This is a genomic window from Eggerthella hominis, from assembly GCF_014287365.1.
In the GTDB taxonomy this organism is placed as follows: domain Bacteria; phylum Actinomycetota; class Coriobacteriia; order Coriobacteriales; family Eggerthellaceae; genus Eggerthella; species Eggerthella guodeyinii.
In genome coordinates this window covers 383,438-401,078 of the sequence record NZ_JACOOA010000004.1, presented here as the reverse complement: position 1 = coordinate 401,078, position 17,641 = coordinate 383,438, and the positions used below count along the sequence as shown (strand labels likewise).

Below are 17,641 nucleotides of genomic sequence, written 5' to 3'. Positions count from 1 at the left end.
TCGCTCCGCGCCAGATCGTCGACACGCATTCGCAGAAAGCCCGCTTCCAAGACACCTCAATGCACGGTCTCAGCACGCCTACCCCGATGCATCTACCACCGGATGGCGAAGGTTTGCGCACGGGATTGGCGTTTTTTGCACAAAAATCCTCGACGTGCGAAACCGTCGACGGCACTACGCCGCCTCGCCCCGACCTGTCTCGAGGAAATCCCCAGGTCGCAGGTATGATCCGACATATCGCGAGGTTGTATCTCCAACGATCCGTCCGCTTTGCGGCCCCTGAGAGGCGCGGAGGTTTCGCACATCGCGGGTTTTTGTGCACCAGATAGCGAATCGCCGTGCCAAGGCGCTTCCGACCGCTGCGCGCACAACGGGGCCAGGCCAGAAGTGCATCCCGAAGAGGCCCACAGGCCTTGCCCGGCACCGCCTTCACATCCCCGCAAACAGAAGCAGGTCGAAGGCTTAGAAGCTTCCGACCTGCTTTCATTTCAGAAGACGCGACGCAATTCCAGCCGAGTTCTTCCCTACCTCCTTACCGCACGAACACCGTCTTGCCGCCGACGATGGTGGTCACCACCGACGCTTCGGCGATTTCGTGGAGGTCGTTCACGGCGAAGAGGTTGCGGTCGATGACCACGAGGTCGGCCAGCTTGCCGGGCTCGAGCGTGCCCAGCTCGTGGTCGAAGCTCTCGACCCAGGCCGAGCCCTGCGTCATGCACTGGAGCGCCTCGCCCAGGGCGAGCGCGTACTCGCGATGGAAGCCCTCGGCAGGCTGGCCGTTGGGCATGCAGCGAGCCACGGCCGCGTACAGCACCTGCAGCGGCAGCACCATGGGCGCCGCCGGGAAGTCGGTGGACAGCCCCAGGGGCACGCCCGCGTCGCGCACCGTGCGGAAACGCCAGCAGCGCGACGCGCGATCGGCGCCGATGCACACGTCGTAGAACCCGGTGGACGAACCGAACGTGGCATGGAGCGGCTGCACGCTGGCACCAATGCCGAGGGTCGCCATGCGCTCGATGTCCTCATCCGCGATCGTCTCGATATGCTCGAGGCAGTGGTGCAGCTCCTTGCGGCCGTTCGCGGCCTGGGCCTCCTCGTGCGCGTCGAGCGCCAACCGTGCCGACGCGTCGCCGATGCAGTGGACGCGCACAGGCAGCCCTGCGGCATCGGCCGCACGCACGAGGCGCTTGAACTCGTCGGGCGGCAGGTTCGTCTCGCCGCGCTGGTCGGTGCCCTCGTACGGCTCCAGCATGAACGCGGTATGCGCCTCGATCACGCCGTCGAGCACCTGCTTCACGCCGCCCACGCGCAGGTGGGTGCCGCGCAGCTGGGCGCGCAGGTCCAGCGCCTCGGGGATCTCCAGCAGCGACGGGAAGAACGTGATGCGGCAGGTGAGGTCGCCGTCCTGCTCGATCTCGCGGTACGTGTCGTAGATGTCGTCGTTGGACAGGTCGCGCGGGAACATGTCGCCCACCGCCGTGATGCCCAGCTCGCGGAACACGTCCAGCAGGCGCAGGATGGAACCCTTGAGCCCCTTCACCTGCAACGCCAGGTCGGACACCATCGTGGAAGCCGGTTGACCCAGCAGCAGCCCCACGGGGCGGCCGCTTTCGTCGTGCACGATCTCGCCGCCCTCGGGCTGCGGCGTTTCAGCCGTGATGCCCGCCTTCGCCAGCGCCGCGCCGTTCACCCACACCGTATGGTGATCGAAGCTGCTCAGGCAAATAGGCTGGTCGGGCGCGAAGCAATCGAGCGAGTCGCGCGTGGGAGCCGCATGGTCGTCCCAGATGGCCGTGTCCCAGCCCAGGCCGTACACCCACTCGTTGTCGGGATGCGCCTCGCAGAAAGCGCGCACGCGTTCGGCGCACTCCTGCTCGCTCGTGCAGCCCATGAGGTTCACGCAGAAGTCGGGGTCGTCGTAGGCCGCGGCCGACGCGAAGTGCACGTGCGAGTCGTTGAAACCGGGGGCGATCAGCTGGTCGCCGTAGTCCGTCACCTCGGTGTCGGGGCCGGCAAGCGCCATGACCTCGTCCTTCGGCCCCGCGGCCAGCACGCGGTCGCCCGCGATGGCCACGCCGCCCGCGAGGGGTTCCAGGGTGTTGCCCGTGAACACCGCCTCGGACAGCAGAATGCGATCGGCAACCATTACGCTTCGCTCCCTTCCAGCTCCTCGGGCGCGGCAGACCTCTTCCTATCGAGCGAGCGCGGGAGCATGAGCACCGGGATGAACGCGATGGCGAAGAAGATGCCCTCCAGGATGAAGTTCAGCGTGTAGTCGGTGCCGGCGATCAGGCCGATGCCGATGGGCAGCACGTAGGAGATGATCAGGCTGACCGAACCGATGACGCCGCCGGCGGAGGCCGCGTACTTCAAGCCGATCTCGGGCAGCTGGAACGGCAGCGCTTGCAGGATGGGACCCGACGCGGCGGAGAAGATGCCGTTGAAGCACAGGAGCATCCACAGGATGATGCCCATCGGCGAGTACCAGTTGGCGATCATCACCACGCCGCCGAGGATGCAGATGACGACGAGCACGAGGCGCGGCTTGCCGGAGCGCTGGCACAGCACCGGGCCGATGATGGAGCCGAAGATGGACACGATGGTGAGGAACGCGGCCATGTTGTTGGCGGCCATGATGTCCACACCGCGCATCTCCACCATGGCCTGCGGCAGGATGCCGGAGTAGTTCGTGGCGGTGGCCATGCCCAAGCCCGTGGCGATGGCGATGAGCCACACGAACTTGTTCTTGATGGCCACGCCGAAGTACTGCATGACCGGCTCGGACGGCGGAACCTCGGCGCCCTTCGGCTGGTTCTTCGCCAGCACGAACCACAGCACGAGGATGACGGCGAAGGCGATGGACGACCAGAGGTAGGCGTCCTGCACGCTCGGGAAGAAGGCAGACGTCGCCAGGCCGGCCGCGATGCCGCAGCACGCGGCCGCGAAGTAGATGCCCATGGCGAAATCCATCTTGTCCTCGAACCACGCGCCGAACAGCTTGATGGTTGCCGCCTGCAGCACGGAGGGCGCAATGCCCGTGCCCAACATCATGATCAGCATGACGGTGAAATCGCCTGCGACCAGGCGGCCGAACGCCAGCACGACCGAGATGGCGGTCGCCACGCCCACGACGATCTTCGCGCCGAACTTGTCGGCCAGCGAGCCGCCGGGGATGGACACGAACACGCCCGCCAGCAGCGGAGCGAGCAGCAGAGCAGAGAACTGGGCCACGTCGATGCCCAGGGCGGGCATGATTTCGGTGGCCAATGCGGAAAGCTGGAACTGGATGTAGTCCGCGATGAAGATGATGAGGCACGAGACGAGCAGCACCACCCAACGATACGAGGACAACGTACGCGATTCCATGATTCCCCTCCTTTGTCGATACGAATGAAATGGTTGATACGCCGGCATCACCTGGAAGTATAGGGACTGGCTCCGGCGGCCACCATCGACCGAACTTCGTATCTTTCTACGCGCAAAGCGGTAGACCGACCGCCGCGCCCGCGAGCGCCGTCGGCTTTTTGCGTGCCCGATGCTGCGCTATACTAGGCCGTATCGGACGAACCGCAGGGTCCGCATTATCGTTGCCGGGGAGGCGCAATGCCAGACGAACAGGGGCCGCAGCCCATCAACTTGCTCACCGATGGAGAATGGCTGCACCTTATCAAGATCATCGGCTTGGCGAACCGTCTCAACGAAGACTACGCGTTCCGACGTACGATCCTCGAGCAGCTGCGCATCCTCATCCCCTACGAGTCGGCGGCGTTCTTCCTCACCGACCTGTCGAAGGTGTCCACCACGCCGAACTTCTTCGCGTCGCCCATCGGCATCGACTGCGAGGAGGGACGCTTGGACGAGTACCTCGAAACCGCCTGGGAAGGCGACAAGATTCGCGAGCTGTTTCCCACCGACGAATCGCGCGTCATCCGCGAGAGCGATTTCGTCTCGAAGGAGGAGAAGCGGTCGTCGTCCTACTACTCCGATTTTCTCGGCGGCCGCAACGTGCTCACCTGCACGTTCGCCTGCCCCAAGGGGCCGTTGGGGTCGCTCAACCTCAACCGCAAGCTCAACGACTTCAGCGACAAAGAGGTGTTCATCCTCGAAGTGCTGGAGCCGCACATCACCGAGCGCCTGTCGCAGCACCGTCTGCAAGACGGCAGCCAGAAGGATTTCGAGAAGTTCTTGCAGGACCACAACATCACCGCACGCGAGGGCGAAGTGCTGTCGTGCCTGCTGAAGGGCATGAGCAACGGCGAGATCAGCGAGGAGCTGTGCATCAGCCCCGCCACCACGCGCAAGCATCTGGAGAACCTGTACAAGAAGGCCGGCGCGAAAAGCCGCCTGGAGCTGGCGGTGTTCGCGCGCAAGCACATGCGCGCCGGCTAGGGCAGGGGCGCAGGGTCCGACGCAGGGTCGGGGGCGGCGTCCGTAACCGGCAGGGCCGGGGCGCCGACCGGCGCGACGGCGGGCGCTTCACGCACCTTCGACAGCAGCACGATGGGCACGACGGCCAGCGCGAAGCACAACGATTCCAGGATGAGGTTGAGCGAGTAGTCGGCGCCCGCGATACCCGACACGGCCAACGGCAGCCCGTAGCTGATGGCGAGGCTCACGCTTCCCACCACCCCGCCGGCCGAGCCGGCGTACTTGTGCCCGATCTCGGGAAACGCCCCGGGGAGCGCTTCGAGCACCGGCCCCGCGGCAGAGCCCAACGCGCCGTTCACCAGCAGCATCGCCGCGATGCCCACCGTACCGAACAGCGTCCAGCTCAGCAGCTTCGCGATGCCGCCCAGCACCACGATGACCGCGAGCGCGCCCTTCACGCTTCCCAGGCGCTGGCAGACGAGCGGGCCCAGCATGGAACCCGCGATCGACCCCAGCGACAGAATGGCCGCGGTCGCCCCCGCCGACTCCGGATCGAGCCCGTGCACCTCGAACAACGCCTGCGGGAACAGGCCCACGTACGCGGTGGACGTCGCCATGCCCAGGCCCACGGCAAGCGCGACGAGCCACACGTTCTTGCTGGCGGCAGCCGTTTTCAGGTAGCGCGCGACCGGTTCGCCCTCCGGCGGCTCCTCCCCCTTCGGCACGTCGCGCGCAAACAGCGCCCACGCCGCCGCGCACGCCAGGAACAGGGCCGAGGGCACGAGGAACGCGACGGCCATGTCGGCGAAGAGGTTCGACGTGGCCTGCGCGCACGCGATGCCCACCGAGGCGCTGGCGAAGTAGATGCCCATGGCCATGTTGCTCGAGCGTCTGAACCAGATGCAGAACAGCTTGATGAGCGAGGCCTGCAGCACCGCGGGGCAGCACCCTAACAGGAACATCGCGCAGAACAGCGTCGGGTAATCGCCCGCGCCCACCCGGGCGAAGCCGGCCGCCACCGACACCGCCGTGGCCACGGCCACCACCACCCGCGGGCCGAACCGGTCGCACAGCACGCCGCCGGGAATGCTGAGGAACACGCCCGACAGCAGCGGGGCCAGCAGCAGGCTGGACAGCTGCACCGAGTCCAGCCCGAAGCGCGGCACGATCAACGGGGCAAGCGACGACACCTGGAATTGCAGGTAGTTCGTCATGAAGATGAGCGCGCAGGAAACGAGCAGGATCACCCACCGGTACGGCGACAAGCGTCGGTCGCTGTCGCGATCGGCATGGTCGCCAGCACGATCGCCCACTCGGCACCCCCTCGCGTCGCCTCCCCTGATGGCAGCATCATCCCAACTTCCGACGCCGTGCGCCAGTACGCAAACCGCGTATCTTCTTAGGGTAATGCGCGTAGACGCCTACTGCGGCAACGTCACTTGCTGGTCCATCTCCAGACCGTGCAGCAAGCCGCGAAACGTCAGCCTCGTCAGCAGCTCCGACATATATGCGGGCGATTCGCGCAGCCCGCCGTTGATCCACTTGATGGTGATGCCGATGTGGGCCGAGATGATGTACTGGATGAAGTAGTCCAGCGATTCGCCCAAGCCGCCACCCTCGAACGTGCTGAATATCTCGCGGTACGTGCGGTGCGCGCTCTCCTCGAACTTCTTGTTGAACAGGGGCGCGCCGTGCGGGCCGAGCATCGTCACGAAGAACTGCGCGTGGTCGTAGATGTACTCGAAATGCCGCTTGTAGTAGTCGTGGCTTTCGCGCTCGAGCCCGTGCTCCGCCTTCCGCGAGGGGCTCGCCTCGCGACGCAGGTCGGCCAGCACGTCGTCGATAATCCGGTTGACGAAGAAGTACTTGTCCTCGAACTGGAAGTAGAACGTGCTGCGGGACACGCGCGCCTTCTTCACGATCTCGTTGACCGAGATGCTCTCGAAGTCCTTCTCCTGCATCAGCTCCAGAAGCGCGTCCACCAGGTACTGCCGGCTCCGCGTCTTCCGCATGTCGTTCGTGCGATCCATGGGACTCCTTTCAGGGCGGTGCGCATCTCGCTCTCTCCGTGCTTCCGTTCTCGCACAATTTTACTACAAGTGTCCGAATTCCTACATTACGTCCAATTTTGCAGATACCCAGCCGGAATCCCGCTCGCTAGAATCGAGCTCGTCGAACCGATCACACCAAACCACAAGGAGGCACGAGAACGATGGCACACGAGTTTCGCACCGAGTTCGTCAAGGACTACGTCGCGCCCTACGGACAGGAAGTCGCGCACGGGAAAATCGCGCTCGAGGAGCATTACGAGTCCCCCACCTGGGACGCCACGGGCGACCCGGCGAACGAGACGGCCCGCAACAAGGAGGACTACTTCGAGGCCGTGAAGGCTCGCCTGCACTCCCCCGAGATCCGCATCGAGGAGATGGACCGTAACGGCGTGGAGATGTTCATCATGTCGCTCACCCAACCCGGCATCCAGGAGGTGCTCGACACCGACGAGGCCGTGCAGCGCGCGCATGAGATGAACATTTGGATCTACGAGAACTACGTGCAGAAGTACCCGACTCGCTTCAACGCCTTCGCCGCCGTGGCGCTGCAAAACCCCGAGGCCGCGGCCAAGGAGCTGGAGTTCTGCGTGAAGGAGCTCGGGTTCGTGGGCGCGCTCGTCAACGGCTACACGATGAAGAACGACAAGAACAACGTCGAGTACCTGGACGAGAAGCAGAACTTCCCGTTCTGGAAGAAGCTCGTGGAGCTGAACGTGCCGCTGTACCTGCATCCGCGCGATCCCGCCCCGAACCAACAGCGCGGCTACGAGGGTTACGAGGGCTTGCTGGGCTCCGCCTGGGGATTCGGCGCCGAGACGTCGCTGCATGCGCTGCGCCTGCTGTGCAGCGGCCTGTTCGACGAGCTGCCCGAGGCCAAGCTGATCCTCGGCCACCTCGGCGAAGGCCTGCCCTTCGGCCTGCCGCGCGTTCAGCATCGCCTGAACAACCAGAAGCCGTGCGGCGCGCACAAGAAGCCTCTGACCGAGTACTTCGAGCAGAACGTGTATGTCACCACGAGCGGCCACTTCAACACGCAGGCGTTCCTCAACACGCTTATGGAGTGCAACACCTCGCACGTGATGTTCTCGTCGGACACCCCGTACGAGAGCCTCGACGAGGCCGCCCTCTGGTTCGACAACGTGCCGCTCAGCCACGCCGACCGCGAGCAGATCGGCCGCCAAAACGCCATCGACCTGCTGGGCTTGGATCTCTAGCGCACCCCGCGATACGTCTTCGCCCGCCGCGCCGTTGCGCGCGGCGGGCCTTGCTACTCCTCGTCGTCGAGCTTCGTCTCGAAGGTGAAGCGCGCAGCCTGCATCTCTTTGAGGTACGCCGAGCATATCCGCAGTTCACGGCCATCCTCGAGCGTGATGCTGAGCGACCCCATCTTGCCGTCGGTATCCAGCTGGATCAGCTGCATGTCCGTCACCGGCAGCGTCCGAATCGCCTGTCCGTCGTCGCCCCGCTCCTTGAACACGATCGGCTTCGTCTTCGTGAACCCGAACAGGTCCCGGATCTCCGTCTCGCTCATAGCAATCGTTTCATGCATGGTTATCACCGCTCCCTATCTCCATCGCGCCCTGCTCCTTTTCGATCCACCACCGAACACGTACGGCCTCGGTGCGGGCACTTCGACCTCTTCCGCAAGCCGCCAAAACAATTCCCGACAAGCATTGGTGTCGCACAGCGCATCGTGGTGCTTGTCGAGCGAGATGCCGTAATAGTCGCAGCACGTCGACAGCCCGTACTTCCGGCCGCCCAGCACGCGCTTGGCCATCTCGCCGGTGTCGATGTACAGAAGCTCGGGCATCTCGATTTCGACGTACTCCAAGCTCCGATAGATGGCGGGGCAGTCCGCCGTCTTGGCGCAGTGGGCAACCACCACGTGCGACTCGACCAACGACCCCAGCGCCTCGTTCCACACGACGTCGAACGTCGGCTCGTGCGCCACCATCTCCTCGGTGATCCCATGGACGCGCTGCGTCATGGGATCGAAGTCGCACAGGGGGTTCACCAGCTGATAGCAGCTGTCGAGAAGCGTGCCGTCGTAGCTCGTCCGCTGATAGGCGATCGAGCAGATATGACGCCTCGCATCAGCCCATTCAACGTCCAAGAACAAATACCCATCCATCCAACGGTCCTTCCGCAGCAAAATAACGATTCAAACCGTAGTATATAATCATTATTGTCATTGATGATGATGCCAAGCGTATCTCGACATAAAGAAAAGGCCGGAAGCAATGCTTCCGGCCTGTTAGTTTCTGGTCGCGGGGACAGGATTTGAACCTATGACCTCCGGGTTATGAGCCCGGCGAGCTACCAGACTGCTCCACCCCGCACCGTTATGTTGCGCCTACCTCTCCTGCCCGAAGTGCCTTCAAACAGGAAAAGCGGCAAGAAAGAATACTACCCTCACACCCCTTTAAGCGCAAACTATTTCTCTTCACTCCACATAGTCTACATATTTGGGAGGGGGGGGGCAGCCCCCTACCCCACGCTGTCCAGGGCGAAGGTGCCGCTGGCCATGCGGGCGGTCACGCGGGCGGAGCCGTCGCCGTGGCGGTAGCCGCCGCTGGCCTGCTCGAGCGGGAATCCGCTCTTGAACGCGCCCGACGCCTTCGTGATGCGGGCCGTGAAACCCGACGACGCGGGAATGGCCAGACGCACGCTGCCGCTTGCGATATCGGCATCGATCGATTGCGGGCACGGACCGTCGCACAGCACCCGGATCTCCCCCGATGCCACATGGGCGCGCACGCTCTCGTCGAAGCGACCCGCCGCGGACACGTAACCGCTTGCCACGTCGATGCTCAACCCGCGAGCGGCAACCCGATCGACGTCGATCCTTCCCGAGGCCAGCTTGAGCTTCATCGTGCCGCACCCGATGTCGCGCACCTGGTACAAGCCCGACGAGCCTTCGACGCTCACCCGCTCGAACGCGCTCGCGAACGCACGGGGGATGCGCACTTCGAGATCCTTGCGCCCCAGCAGGAAGCACTCGAACCACGAGCCGAACTCAACCTCAAGCGTCGAGCCCACGACGCGCCACCGCATCCGTTGAGCCTCCCCCAGAGGGCGCGGCGCCGTCTCAGTCAGCTCGATCGCGTGCGCGCCGGCATCGTCGATCACCGCCACGTCAACCGATCCCGCAGCCCACCTGATCGTCAAACCCGTGATGCCCGCCGCCTCCACGCTTACGTCTGCCATGAGAACTCCTCCGTTGTCGTTTCGTCCATCATAGAGGCTCGACGATCGGTTGCGCTAGCGCATCTGGTAGGCAACGCCCGCAATTTCAGGTTGCGGCCGCGCGAAACGCGCGGGCCGCACACGGGGCGGCTCACGCGTCCCGTTTGACGGTTCCTTCGTCGTACACGAGCGCGACCAAATCCAAAAGCTCCTGCTTGCTGTGCACCCCCAGCTTGCTGTAAAGATTCTTCGTGTGAGCTTTCACCGTGTTGTTCGAGATGAACAGCGCCTCCGCAATACGCGATGCCGAATAGGCGCTCAGAATGAGGATGAGCACGTCCATCTCGCGCTCCGACAGCTTGTACCGCTCGACGAGAACGGAATTCGTCCGGAGATCCTCCTTCGAATAGTTGACGAGCTTCGCTGCAGGCGCGGCGTCGTCGTCCTTCCGCTCGTCGCCCGCAACGCCCCACCGGATGGCCGACAGAAGCGCCACGACGGCGATGAAGGCGATCCCGATGAGCGAGATCATAGACGCGGTCGGCTGGCCGTTCACCGGCGTTCGTGCCAGAATGCTCACAACGGTGCCCAGCGTGAGGCAGAATCCGAACGTGAAGAACGCGAAGCTCGACACGGCGAACGAGAACGCCCGCCTCTCCTTGGTGACCTCGATGCATATGGTCAGCAGAATGATGAGCGCGCACGCGGAGACCGCGCCGCACACGAACACCGCCACCATCAGATACGTGATACCGAAAAACGGCAGGAAGAACAGCATCACGATCAGCAAGATGGCGTATTTTGCAAAGATGTTCGACGAGAAGAACAGGACGTTCGTGCGTCGCCACACCGCCAGCAAAACAACGCACCCGACGAGCGACCCCATCGAATACACCGCAAGCTCCGTGATGTTCAACGAGGGCGAGTCAAGCGGGAACACCAAGGAGCTGGTGAACAGCGCGATCAGAAAGCACACCAACGGCGGCCAATAGTCCTTCGCCATCACGGTCGCGAACCGGGACAACTCGTCCCGCGACAGAAAAGAGGTTTGCGACCGCTCCTCGCCGCCCTCGGGATCGCGCCCGATCGCCACAAGCGAAGCCGAGGCGCACACAAGCGCCACCGCGAGCACCGACCAAAACAGCACCTCGCTCCGCACCATGCTGAACACAAGCCGAGCCAGGGCGGAAACGCAATACGCGGCGATGATGAGCCGAACCGATTTCTCGATCGAATAGCCCGCCAAGACGTTGGCCCACAGGGAGAATCCGCTCGCGATACCGCAACCCAGCAGCAACAGGCCGGCAAACCGGCACGGCATCGTGGCCGACCCCTCGAGCACGAACGTACCCAGAAACAGCAGCATCGTCCCCGCGACAAGCAGCAGAACGCTCGCCCAGGCAACACGCGTGCGCTTCCGCGGAGAGCAGACGACGCCGAGCACCATCGCAAGATACACAGGCTGCGTCGTCAGCACTCCCAGCCAATCGGAGAAATCGGAAGCGATCGTGAGCGTTTGCTGGGGATAGTCCTCGATATCGACGACGAGGATCATGAACAGGACGAAATAGGCGACGAATCCGACGATGCGCGCGCAAGGCATCCTGTCGTTCGTCGGGGTCGCTGCGGGCAACGGAGCCCACCTCCCTTTCAGCATCGTCGGATTCGACCGCTTTCAGGCCACCGACCACCTACGATCGGCTGTGCCGCTTCTCATTACCGCGCATCAGAACCGGATTCATGGTACCAAAGCGCCCTGTTCCGGGCAAACGCCAGCCCCAGCATGGTTGCCGCGACCGCGCAAAACCCTTCCACGAGACGGAATTACCCCTTTTGGGTAACCTTCGCTCCGACAAATTACCTGTATGGTGGGAGGGTCTGACCTCCCGTTTTCCATAAGATTGCGACTGCGGTTCACGAAAAGCAAGTCGATCGAAGGAAGAGGGAAACCATGCAAGAAGTATCGAGAAGGACGTTCTTGAAAGGCGCCGTCATCGCGGGAGCGATAAGCTCCCTGGGGGCTTTGACCGCCTGCTCGCCGAAGGCGGCGAACGAAAGCGCGCACGCGGAAGAGGCTTCGAACAAGGGCGCGTCGTGGCGCGAGGCGCCCGAGGCCATCGCCGACACCGAAATCTCCGAAACCGTCGCCTTCGACGTCGTGGTGGTAGGAGCCGGCATCAGCGGCTTGTCGGCGGCGAACTCCGCCGCCGAGCAAGGGCTGAGCGTTGCCGTGGTGGAAAAGTTCTCCGAAGGCCGCTACGGCGGCTCCTATTTCGGCGTCATCAACAGCAGGCTCCACCAGCAGGACGGGGTGGACATCAAAATGACCGACGTCATGACGGACTTCCTGCGAGAGAATCAGAACTCGGTGGACAACGTACTGATCAGCCGCTGGTTGAGTAACAGCGGTGAAGCAATGGACTGGCTCCTGGACAAAACGGAAGCAGCCGGCCTGACGTCGTACCTGACGACCACGGATGGCTACAAAAGAACGCCGTCCGCAACGTACAACGCGCACGCGAACCTCCTGGACGAAGGCGTGTACCCCGGCGTCCGCATCGGCTACAACGCCGAGCGACCCGACCGCGATGCCAACGACTTCGGCCTCGCCTGCCTCAAAGACGCTGCGGAAGCGTCGGGCGTCCAGCTGTATTACGAAACCCCCGCGTCCCAGCTCGTGAAAGACGGCGACAAGGTAACCGGCGTGGTCGCGCAGCGGGCGGACGGCACCTACCTCAAGCTCAATGCGGCCAAAGGGGTGGTTCTGGCCAGCGGCGATTTCATCGCAGACACCGACATGGTCGCAGAGCTGCTTCCCTGGGCCGTCGATCTGTGCAAGAACGGGAACGGCTACGCGATGGTGATGGACAACGCCCCCACCGAAGCGCTCAACACCGGAGACGGCCAGAAGATGGGCGTGTGGGCCGGAGCGAAGATGCAGGATCGCGGGCATTCCATCATGTGCGCAGGAGGCGGCACGCTGACCGGTCCTTTCCTCTGGGTGAACAGCGAAGGCAAGCGCTTTCTGAACGAGAACACGAGCGGCGGCCCGGCCATGGCGTCCCAGCTCACCATCCCCGAGAACAGCACGGCGTTCCAGATTTTCGACTCCAAGTTCGGCGAGGACATCAACCGCATCGGCATCATGGCTTTCGACGGCGTCATCGAGGCCACCGACGAGTACGTGGAGAACATCAAGAAGAGCGCCACGTACCAAGCTGACACCATCGAGGAGCTCGCGGGGCAGATCGGCGTCGACCCCACAACGCTCGCGGAAACGATCGCCCGAAAGAACGAGCTGGCCGCAGCAGGCGATGACGTCGATTTCGGTGTGGCGCCGGACCGCATCCTCACGGTGGAGGAGCCGCCGTTCTACGCGACTCCCAGCGGAAGCGTCGCCTTCGTGGGACTTTCCGGCCTCGTCTGCAACGAGAACCTCGAGGTGTTGACGGAATCGGGAGACGTCCTTCCCGGTTTGTATGCCGTCGGCAACATGGTCGGTCGCCGTTCGGCCAACATGTACACTACGCCGATCTGCGGCGCGACAAACGGCATGGCTCTCACCGACGGCTACCTGCTGGGCAAGCATCTCGCCGAGAACTAAGCGACACGCAGCGATGATCCGGGGCCTCTCGATTCGCGAGAGGCCCCTTCTCCCCAAGAACCCGGCTTTGATTAATGCGGGGGCGGGGCGGATGCACTACAATCGGAGGCGAAACACGTCGCGAACCGCCCGCAGCCGCACGCTGCCCGCAGCCCGCAAGCCGCAAGCCGTTCGAAGGAGCACGCACCCATGGCCGTCATCGATGCCCATGCCCACATCTACCCCACCAAGATCGCCTCGAAAGCTGTCGATGCCGTGGGCGACTTCTACCTCATCGACATGTTCGGCGAAGGCACGGTGGAGCATCTGCTGTCCGCACAGCAGCACGCGCCCATCACGCACTTCATCGTGCACTCGGTGGCCACGACCCCGGGCAGCGTGGAATCCATCAACAACTTCATCGCCGAGCAGTGCCGGCTGCACCCCGAATTCATCGGCTTCATGGCCATGCACCAGGACTATCCGGAGCCCGAGAAGGAAATCGAACGCGCCATCGGCCTGGGCCTCAAGGGCATGAAGCTGCACCCCGACACGCAGCACGTGAACATGGACGACCCGCGGCTCATGAACGTCTACGAGATGATCGAGGGGCGCCTGCCCATCGTCATCCACACGGGCGACTACCGCTACGACTACTCGCACCCGCGCCGCCTCATGAACGTGCTGAAGGCCTTCCCCAACCTCGTGGTGGATGCGGCGCATTTCGGCTGCTGGTCGCGCTACGAAGTGGGCTACGACATCCTGCACAACGCCGAGAATCTGTTCGTGGACGCCTCGAGTTCCCAGTTCTTCCTGGGGCAGCGCCGCACGGTGGAGCTCGCGCGCATGTGGGGCACCGACCGCATCATGTTCGGCTCGGACTACCCCATGTGGAGCCCGGCCGCGGAATACGACCAGTTCGTCACCGCCGGCTTCTCGGAGGACGAGCTGGAGAACATGCTGTGGCACAACGCCGAGCGCTTCGCCGGCGTGAAGGTGAGCTAAGCGAGAGAATCCCAATTTCTCCAGGCCGACGCCTCGAAGGCCATTGTATAATCGAGGCGAGCTCGACGCACGTGAGACATTTTCGCACGCATCGTTCGAGGTGGGGTTCATGAGAAGACAGGGGTCAACAACAACCATTTGCCTCGTTGCACTCGTTTTCCTGGCGATTGCGGCGACGCTCTTCGTTGCGTTCGGCTACTTCGTCGACAACACCTCGAAAGAGATTTCAGAGAGAACCAACCGCAAGCTGGAGACCAGAACCGCACAGCAGGTTCGCTATGTCGAAACGGTGCTCGACGGGCAGTTCGCCTCGCTCGAATCGGCCGCAGCGTATCTCGGAGCCGCCTACCCGGGCGATCGCACCGATTTCGAAACCGTCGTCGCCGCCATGCAGACCAGCTTGAACTTCGCACGCTATACCGTTGCCGACGTTCAAGGCGACAGCCTGACAAGCGACGGCGTCGCGGGAAACGTGGCCCACCGCGACTACTTCCACAATGCGCTGGCGGGCGAGCGCACCGTCACCGAGCCGTTCCTCTCGAACGTGGACGCCAATTACGTGTGCGTGATGCTGGCCGTCCCCATCACAACCGCGGACGGCGAGATCGTGGGAGTGCTGGGAGGATCCTATACGTCGGAGTACTTCGGCAGTCTGTTCCTTGACGGGAACCTCGAAACGCAGGACGTCGCCTTCTTGAGCGACGAAGAGGGCAACGTCATCGTCTCCACGCCGACAGACGGCATCGCGCTGACCGGCCTCAACATCTTCGAAGAGATAACGAATTTCAGCTTCCTCGACGGCAAGTCGGTCGAAGACGTTCGCAGCGCCATGAGCAACAACGAGGCGCTGACAACGCTGGCAGACAACGGGGTGGAGGAGATCTACACCACCCAGATCCCCTTCGGCTACAATGGATGGACGCTGTTCTCCGCCGTCGACAGAAACAGCATCGACGAAGCGTACGCCTTCATCAACACGAACATGAACCAGATGAACATCACGGTTACCGCAACGTTCGCCGGCGGCCTGCTGTGCATGCTGCTCATCTTCTCGCGCGAACGCAACCGCCTGCGCAAAGACAACCTGCGCATTCAGGACGAGAAGATGCGGCTCGCGCTGTCCGAGGAGAAGTATCGGCTGATCGCGCGCGATTCGGACATCATCGTGTTCGAGATCAACATGGCCGAAAAGACCATCGAGCACAACGAGAACTTCGTGAAGCAGTTCGGCCCCGCCTGCCGCTACGAGTGCTTCGTCGAAGGCGGGCGCGTGCATCCGGACGACCTCGGCGTGTACCGCGACCTCATCAAAAGCCTGTACGCGCACGACGAGCACGTTGAAGGCCGGCTTCGCTGCCTCGACGATGACGGCAAGCCCACCTGGTACTCCGTGGATCTCAGCTCGGTGATGGACGAGTCGGGCGAAATCGCGCGCGTGCTGGGCAAGCTCATGAACATCGACGAGACGGTGCGCACCATGGAGCTGCTGCAACTGGAAGCGCAAACCGATTCGATGACAGGGCTGTACGACAAAGAGGCCACGGAGGCCCTCATCGCCGACACCCTCAAAGAGCACGAAGCCGACCGGACGAGCCACCTCGCCATTGCCATCGTCGACATCGACGATCTCAAGACGATCAACGACACCCTGGGCCATTTGCAGGGAGACCAGGCGATCAGAACCCTATCCTCCAGCTTGAAAAGCAACTTCCGCGACACCGACATCATCGGCCGCATCGGAGGCGACGAATTCATGGTGTGCATCAAGGGCCTCGAAGGCGAGGGGCAGGCGCGCACCGTCATCGAGTCGTTCGTGGCGAAAAGCGCCGACCTGACCATCGGCGAGCGGAACGACGTTCCCCTCCATCGCAGCATCGGCGTCGCCATGGCGCAGCCGGGCGACACGTTCGAGATGCTGTACAAGCAGGCCGACGCCGCCTTGTACCATGTGAAGAACCATGGCAAGAACGGCTTCGCCTTCTGGCACTCCGACCTGCGGAAAGATGCCTAAGCTTCTTCTTTTTCGGCTTTCTCCACGACCACGCGGATCTTGTCGATGCGGTGGCGGTCCATGTCGACCACGGTGAACGTGGCTTTGTCGTCGCCGTCCTCCACCGTGGCGGAATCGCCCTCGTCGGGGATGCGATCGAACACGGTGAGCAGCAGGCCGCCCGCCGTCTCGCACTCCTCGGACTCGACGGGCTCGAAGCCGATGAGCTCGCCCACCTCGTCGATGGGCAGCGAGCCGTCGATGAGGTAGCTGCCGTCATCGAGCTGCACGACTTCGTCCGAGCCGCCGTGGGCGTACTCGTCGTCGATGCGGCCGACGATCTGCTCCATGATGTCGCTCATCGTGACGATGCCGGCCGTGCCGCCGTGCTCGTCGATGACCACGGCGATCTTCGTGCGCTTCTCCTGCAGCGTTTGCAGCAGCTTCGCGATGGGCACGCTCTCGGGCACGGCCTGGATCATGCGAATGCGCAGGTCGTCGACCGTCGCGTCCTTGGGCATCGTGTAGAGGTCCTTCACGTGCACGAAGCCGACGATGCGGTCCTTGCTGCCACGGCACACGGGGTAGCGCGTGTACTTGTACTGCAGCACGGTCTGGAGGCTCTCCTCCAGCGGATCGTCCAGGTCGATGCACACGACGTCGGTACGCGGCGTCATGATGGCCTCGGCGTCTTTGTCGCCCAGGTCGAAGATGTTGTCCACGTATTCGTTCTGCTCAGGATCGATGAGGCCGCTTTCGGTGCTCTCGTCGATGAGCAGCTTGATCTCCTCGTCGGTGTACACCTCGTGCTCGTTGGCCACGTCGTGACCGAGCATCTTCATGACGCCGTTCGTGATGCTGTTGAACAGCCACATGATGGGGTACGTGATGCGGTAGAACCACACGAGCGGCGTAGCGGTAAGCAACGAGTAACGCTCGGTGGAGAAGATGGCCAACGACTTCGGGATAAGCTCGCCCACCACGATGTGCAACGCCGTGATGATGACGAAACCGATGACGATGGAGATGCCGTGCGTGGCCGCCTCGGGCACGTTGAGCGCCTTGAACAGCGGTTCGAACAGCGCCGATACCGCAGGCTCGCCCAACCAACCGAGCGCCAGCGATGCGAGGGTGATACCAAGCTGACAGGCAGACAGGTACGCGTTGACGTTGTCGGCCACGATCTTGGTGTATTTTGCACCCTTGCGACCCTCATCGACGAGGATCTCGACTTGCGACTTGCGCACGCGTACGAGCGAGAACTCGGCGGCGACGAAGAACGCATTCATGAGCAGGAAGAACAGAACGAGCAGCAAACTGAGTGCTATGGGCATAATTGCGGATGGTCCTCCTTTATATGACTATTCACCATGTAATCGTACGGCATTACCCCACCCGGTCATACACCCGTTACCGGAAACCCGCAGGTTTCCACAAGTGGGAGCCAGCAATCCACAC

At 63.1% G+C, this 17,641-nt stretch carries 14 protein-coding genes and 1 tRNA gene; 5 read left to right on the top strand and 10 right to left on the bottom strand.

Translation table 11 applies throughout. The features are described 5' to 3' along the window. Positions 1 to 532: 532 nt before the first annotated feature. Entirely contained in the window at positions 533 to 2,146 is a 1,614-nt protein-coding gene (locus H8S61_RS11115) for an amidohydrolase (RefSeq protein ID WP_186939029.1), read from the bottom strand. Then, positions 2,146 to 3,366: an MFS transporter gene (locus tag H8S61_RS11110; RefSeq protein ID WP_186939028.1), complete on the bottom strand. Its 1,221-nt coding sequence runs from the start codon at positions 3,364 to 3,366 to the stop codon at positions 2,146 to 2,148. Before H8S61_RS11110 ends, H8S61_RS11115 begins: the two co-directional genes overlap by 1 nt. A gap of 237 nt (positions 3,367 to 3,603) precedes the next feature. On the opposite strand from H8S61_RS11110, the gene H8S61_RS11105 reads away from it, so the two are divergent. Then, positions 3,604 to 4,389, top strand: coding sequence for a response regulator transcription factor (locus H8S61_RS11105; protein WP_160940963.1), 786 nt, complete (start codon positions 3,604 to 3,606; stop codon positions 4,387 to 4,389). Here H8S61_RS11105 and H8S61_RS11100 read toward each other — a convergent pair. Both H8S61_RS11100 and H8S61_RS11095 read right to left on the bottom strand, forming a co-directional pair. After that, entirely contained in the window at positions 4,386 to 5,681 is a 1,296-nt protein-coding gene (locus H8S61_RS11100; protein ID WP_186939027.1) for an MFS transporter, read from the bottom strand. The genes H8S61_RS11105 and H8S61_RS11100 overlap by 4 nt on opposite strands. Positions 5,682 to 5,789: 108 nt before the next feature. Further along, the gene (locus tag H8S61_RS11095) at positions 5,790 to 6,398 is read right to left on the bottom strand and encodes a TetR/AcrR family transcriptional regulator (RefSeq protein ID WP_160940961.1); all 609 of its coding nucleotides are present in this window, start codon (positions 6,396 to 6,398) and stop codon (positions 5,790 to 5,792) included. Between the two features lie 182 nt (positions 6,399 to 6,580). On the opposite strand from H8S61_RS11095, the gene H8S61_RS11090 reads away from it, so the two are divergent. Beyond that, positions 6,581 to 7,633, top strand: a complete 1,053-nt coding sequence (locus tag H8S61_RS11090) for an amidohydrolase family protein (protein ID WP_186939026.1) — start codon at positions 6,581 to 6,583, stop codon at positions 7,631 to 7,633. A 53-nt stretch (positions 7,634 to 7,686) separates the two neighbouring features. Here H8S61_RS11090 and H8S61_RS11085 read toward each other — a convergent pair whose 3' ends face one another. The 5 genes from H8S61_RS11085 to H8S61_RS11065 form a co-directional block, all read right to left on the bottom strand. Further along, the gene (locus H8S61_RS11085; protein ID WP_235904796.1) at positions 7,687 to 7,950 is read right to left on the bottom strand and encodes a hypothetical protein; all 264 of its coding nucleotides are present in this window, start codon (positions 7,948 to 7,950) and stop codon (positions 7,687 to 7,689) included. Between the two features lie 33 nt (positions 7,951 to 7,983). Continuing rightward, positions 7,984 to 8,550, bottom strand: a complete 567-nt coding sequence (locus H8S61_RS11080; protein WP_154332467.1) for a 3'-5' exonuclease — start codon at positions 8,548 to 8,550, stop codon at positions 7,984 to 7,986. A gap of 131 nt (positions 8,551 to 8,681) precedes the next feature. Beyond that, a tRNA-Met gene (locus H8S61_RS11075) sits at positions 8,682 to 8,758 on the bottom strand. Between the two features lie 148 nt (positions 8,759 to 8,906). After that, complete coding sequence (locus H8S61_RS11070) at positions 8,907 to 9,626, bottom strand: DUF4097 family beta strand repeat-containing protein (protein WP_186939025.1); 720 nt, start codon at positions 9,624 to 9,626, stop codon at positions 8,907 to 8,909. A gap of 130 nt (positions 9,627 to 9,756) precedes the next feature. Continuing rightward, entirely contained in the window at positions 9,757 to 11,208 is a 1,452-nt protein-coding gene (locus tag H8S61_RS11065) for a helix-turn-helix transcriptional regulator (RefSeq protein WP_186939024.1), read from the bottom strand. Positions 11,209 to 11,556: 348 nt separating this feature from the next. Here H8S61_RS11065 and H8S61_RS11060 point away from each other — a divergent pair, with 348 nt between their 5' ends. The 3 genes from H8S61_RS11060 (at position 11,557) to H8S61_RS11050 (ending at position 16,204) form a co-directional block, all read left to right on the top strand. Beyond that, entirely contained in the window at positions 11,557 to 13,209 is a 1,653-nt protein-coding gene (locus tag H8S61_RS11060; RefSeq protein WP_186939023.1) for an FAD-dependent oxidoreductase, read from the top strand. Between the two features lie 189 nt (positions 13,210 to 13,398). Beyond that, positions 13,399 to 14,193, top strand: a complete 795-nt coding sequence (locus H8S61_RS11055; RefSeq protein WP_154332469.1) for an amidohydrolase family protein — start codon at positions 13,399 to 13,401, stop codon at positions 14,191 to 14,193. Between the two features lie 109 nt (positions 14,194 to 14,302). Continuing rightward, positions 14,303 to 16,204, top strand: a complete 1,902-nt coding sequence (locus H8S61_RS11050) for a sensor domain-containing diguanylate cyclase (RefSeq protein WP_186939022.1) — start codon at positions 14,303 to 14,305, stop codon at positions 16,202 to 16,204. Here H8S61_RS11050 and H8S61_RS11045 read toward each other — a convergent pair. Further along, positions 16,201 to 17,517, bottom strand: coding sequence for a hemolysin family protein (locus H8S61_RS11045; protein WP_160940953.1), 1,317 nt, complete (start codon positions 17,515 to 17,517; stop codon positions 16,201 to 16,203). The genes H8S61_RS11050 and H8S61_RS11045 overlap by 4 nt on opposite strands. Positions 17,518 to 17,641 lie beyond the last annotated feature (124 nt).

Excerpts from the sequence above, each read along its gene's own strand:
- H8S61_RS11045 (WP_160940953.1), bottom strand. The coding sequence starts at position 17,517 with ATGCCCATAGCACTCAGTTTGCTGCTCGTTCTGTTCTTCCTGCTCATG.
- H8S61_RS11115 (WP_186939029.1), bottom strand. The coding sequence starts at position 2,146 with ATGGTTGCCGATCGCATTCTGCTGTCCGAGGCGGTGTTCACGGGCAAC.
- H8S61_RS11070 (WP_186939025.1), bottom strand. The coding sequence starts at position 9,626 with ATGGCAGACGTAAGCGTGGAGGCGGCGGGCATCACGGGTTTGACGATC.
- H8S61_RS11085 (WP_235904796.1), bottom strand. The coding sequence starts at position 7,950 with ATGAGCGAGACGGAGATCCGGGACCTGTTCGGGTTCACGAAGACGAAG.
- H8S61_RS11105 (WP_160940963.1), top strand. The coding sequence starts at position 3,604 with ATGCCAGACGAACAGGGGCCGCAGCCCATCAACTTGCTCACCGATGGA.
- H8S61_RS11065 (WP_186939024.1), bottom strand. The coding sequence starts at position 11,208 with ATGCCTTGCGCGCGCATCGTCGGATTCGTCGCCTATTTCGTCCTGTTC.
- H8S61_RS11095 (WP_160940961.1), bottom strand. The coding sequence starts at position 6,398 with ATGGATCGCACGAACGACATGCGGAAGACGCGGAGCCGGCAGTACCTG.
- H8S61_RS11060 (WP_186939023.1), top strand. The coding sequence starts at position 11,557 with ATGCAAGAAGTATCGAGAAGGACGTTCTTGAAAGGCGCCGTCATCGCG.
- H8S61_RS11080 (WP_154332467.1), bottom strand. The coding sequence starts at position 8,550 with ATGGATGGGTATTTGTTCTTGGACGTTGAATGGGCTGATGCGAGGCGT.
- H8S61_RS11090 (WP_186939026.1), top strand. The coding sequence starts at position 6,581 with ATGGCACACGAGTTTCGCACCGAGTTCGTCAAGGACTACGTCGCGCCC.
- H8S61_RS11050 (WP_186939022.1), top strand. The coding sequence starts at position 14,303 with ATGAGAAGACAGGGGTCAACAACAACCATTTGCCTCGTTGCACTCGTT.
- H8S61_RS11110 (WP_186939028.1), bottom strand. The coding sequence starts at position 3,366 with ATGGAATCGCGTACGTTGTCCTCGTATCGTTGGGTGGTGCTGCTCGTC.
- H8S61_RS11055 (WP_154332469.1), top strand. The coding sequence starts at position 13,399 with ATGGCCGTCATCGATGCCCATGCCCACATCTACCCCACCAAGATCGCC.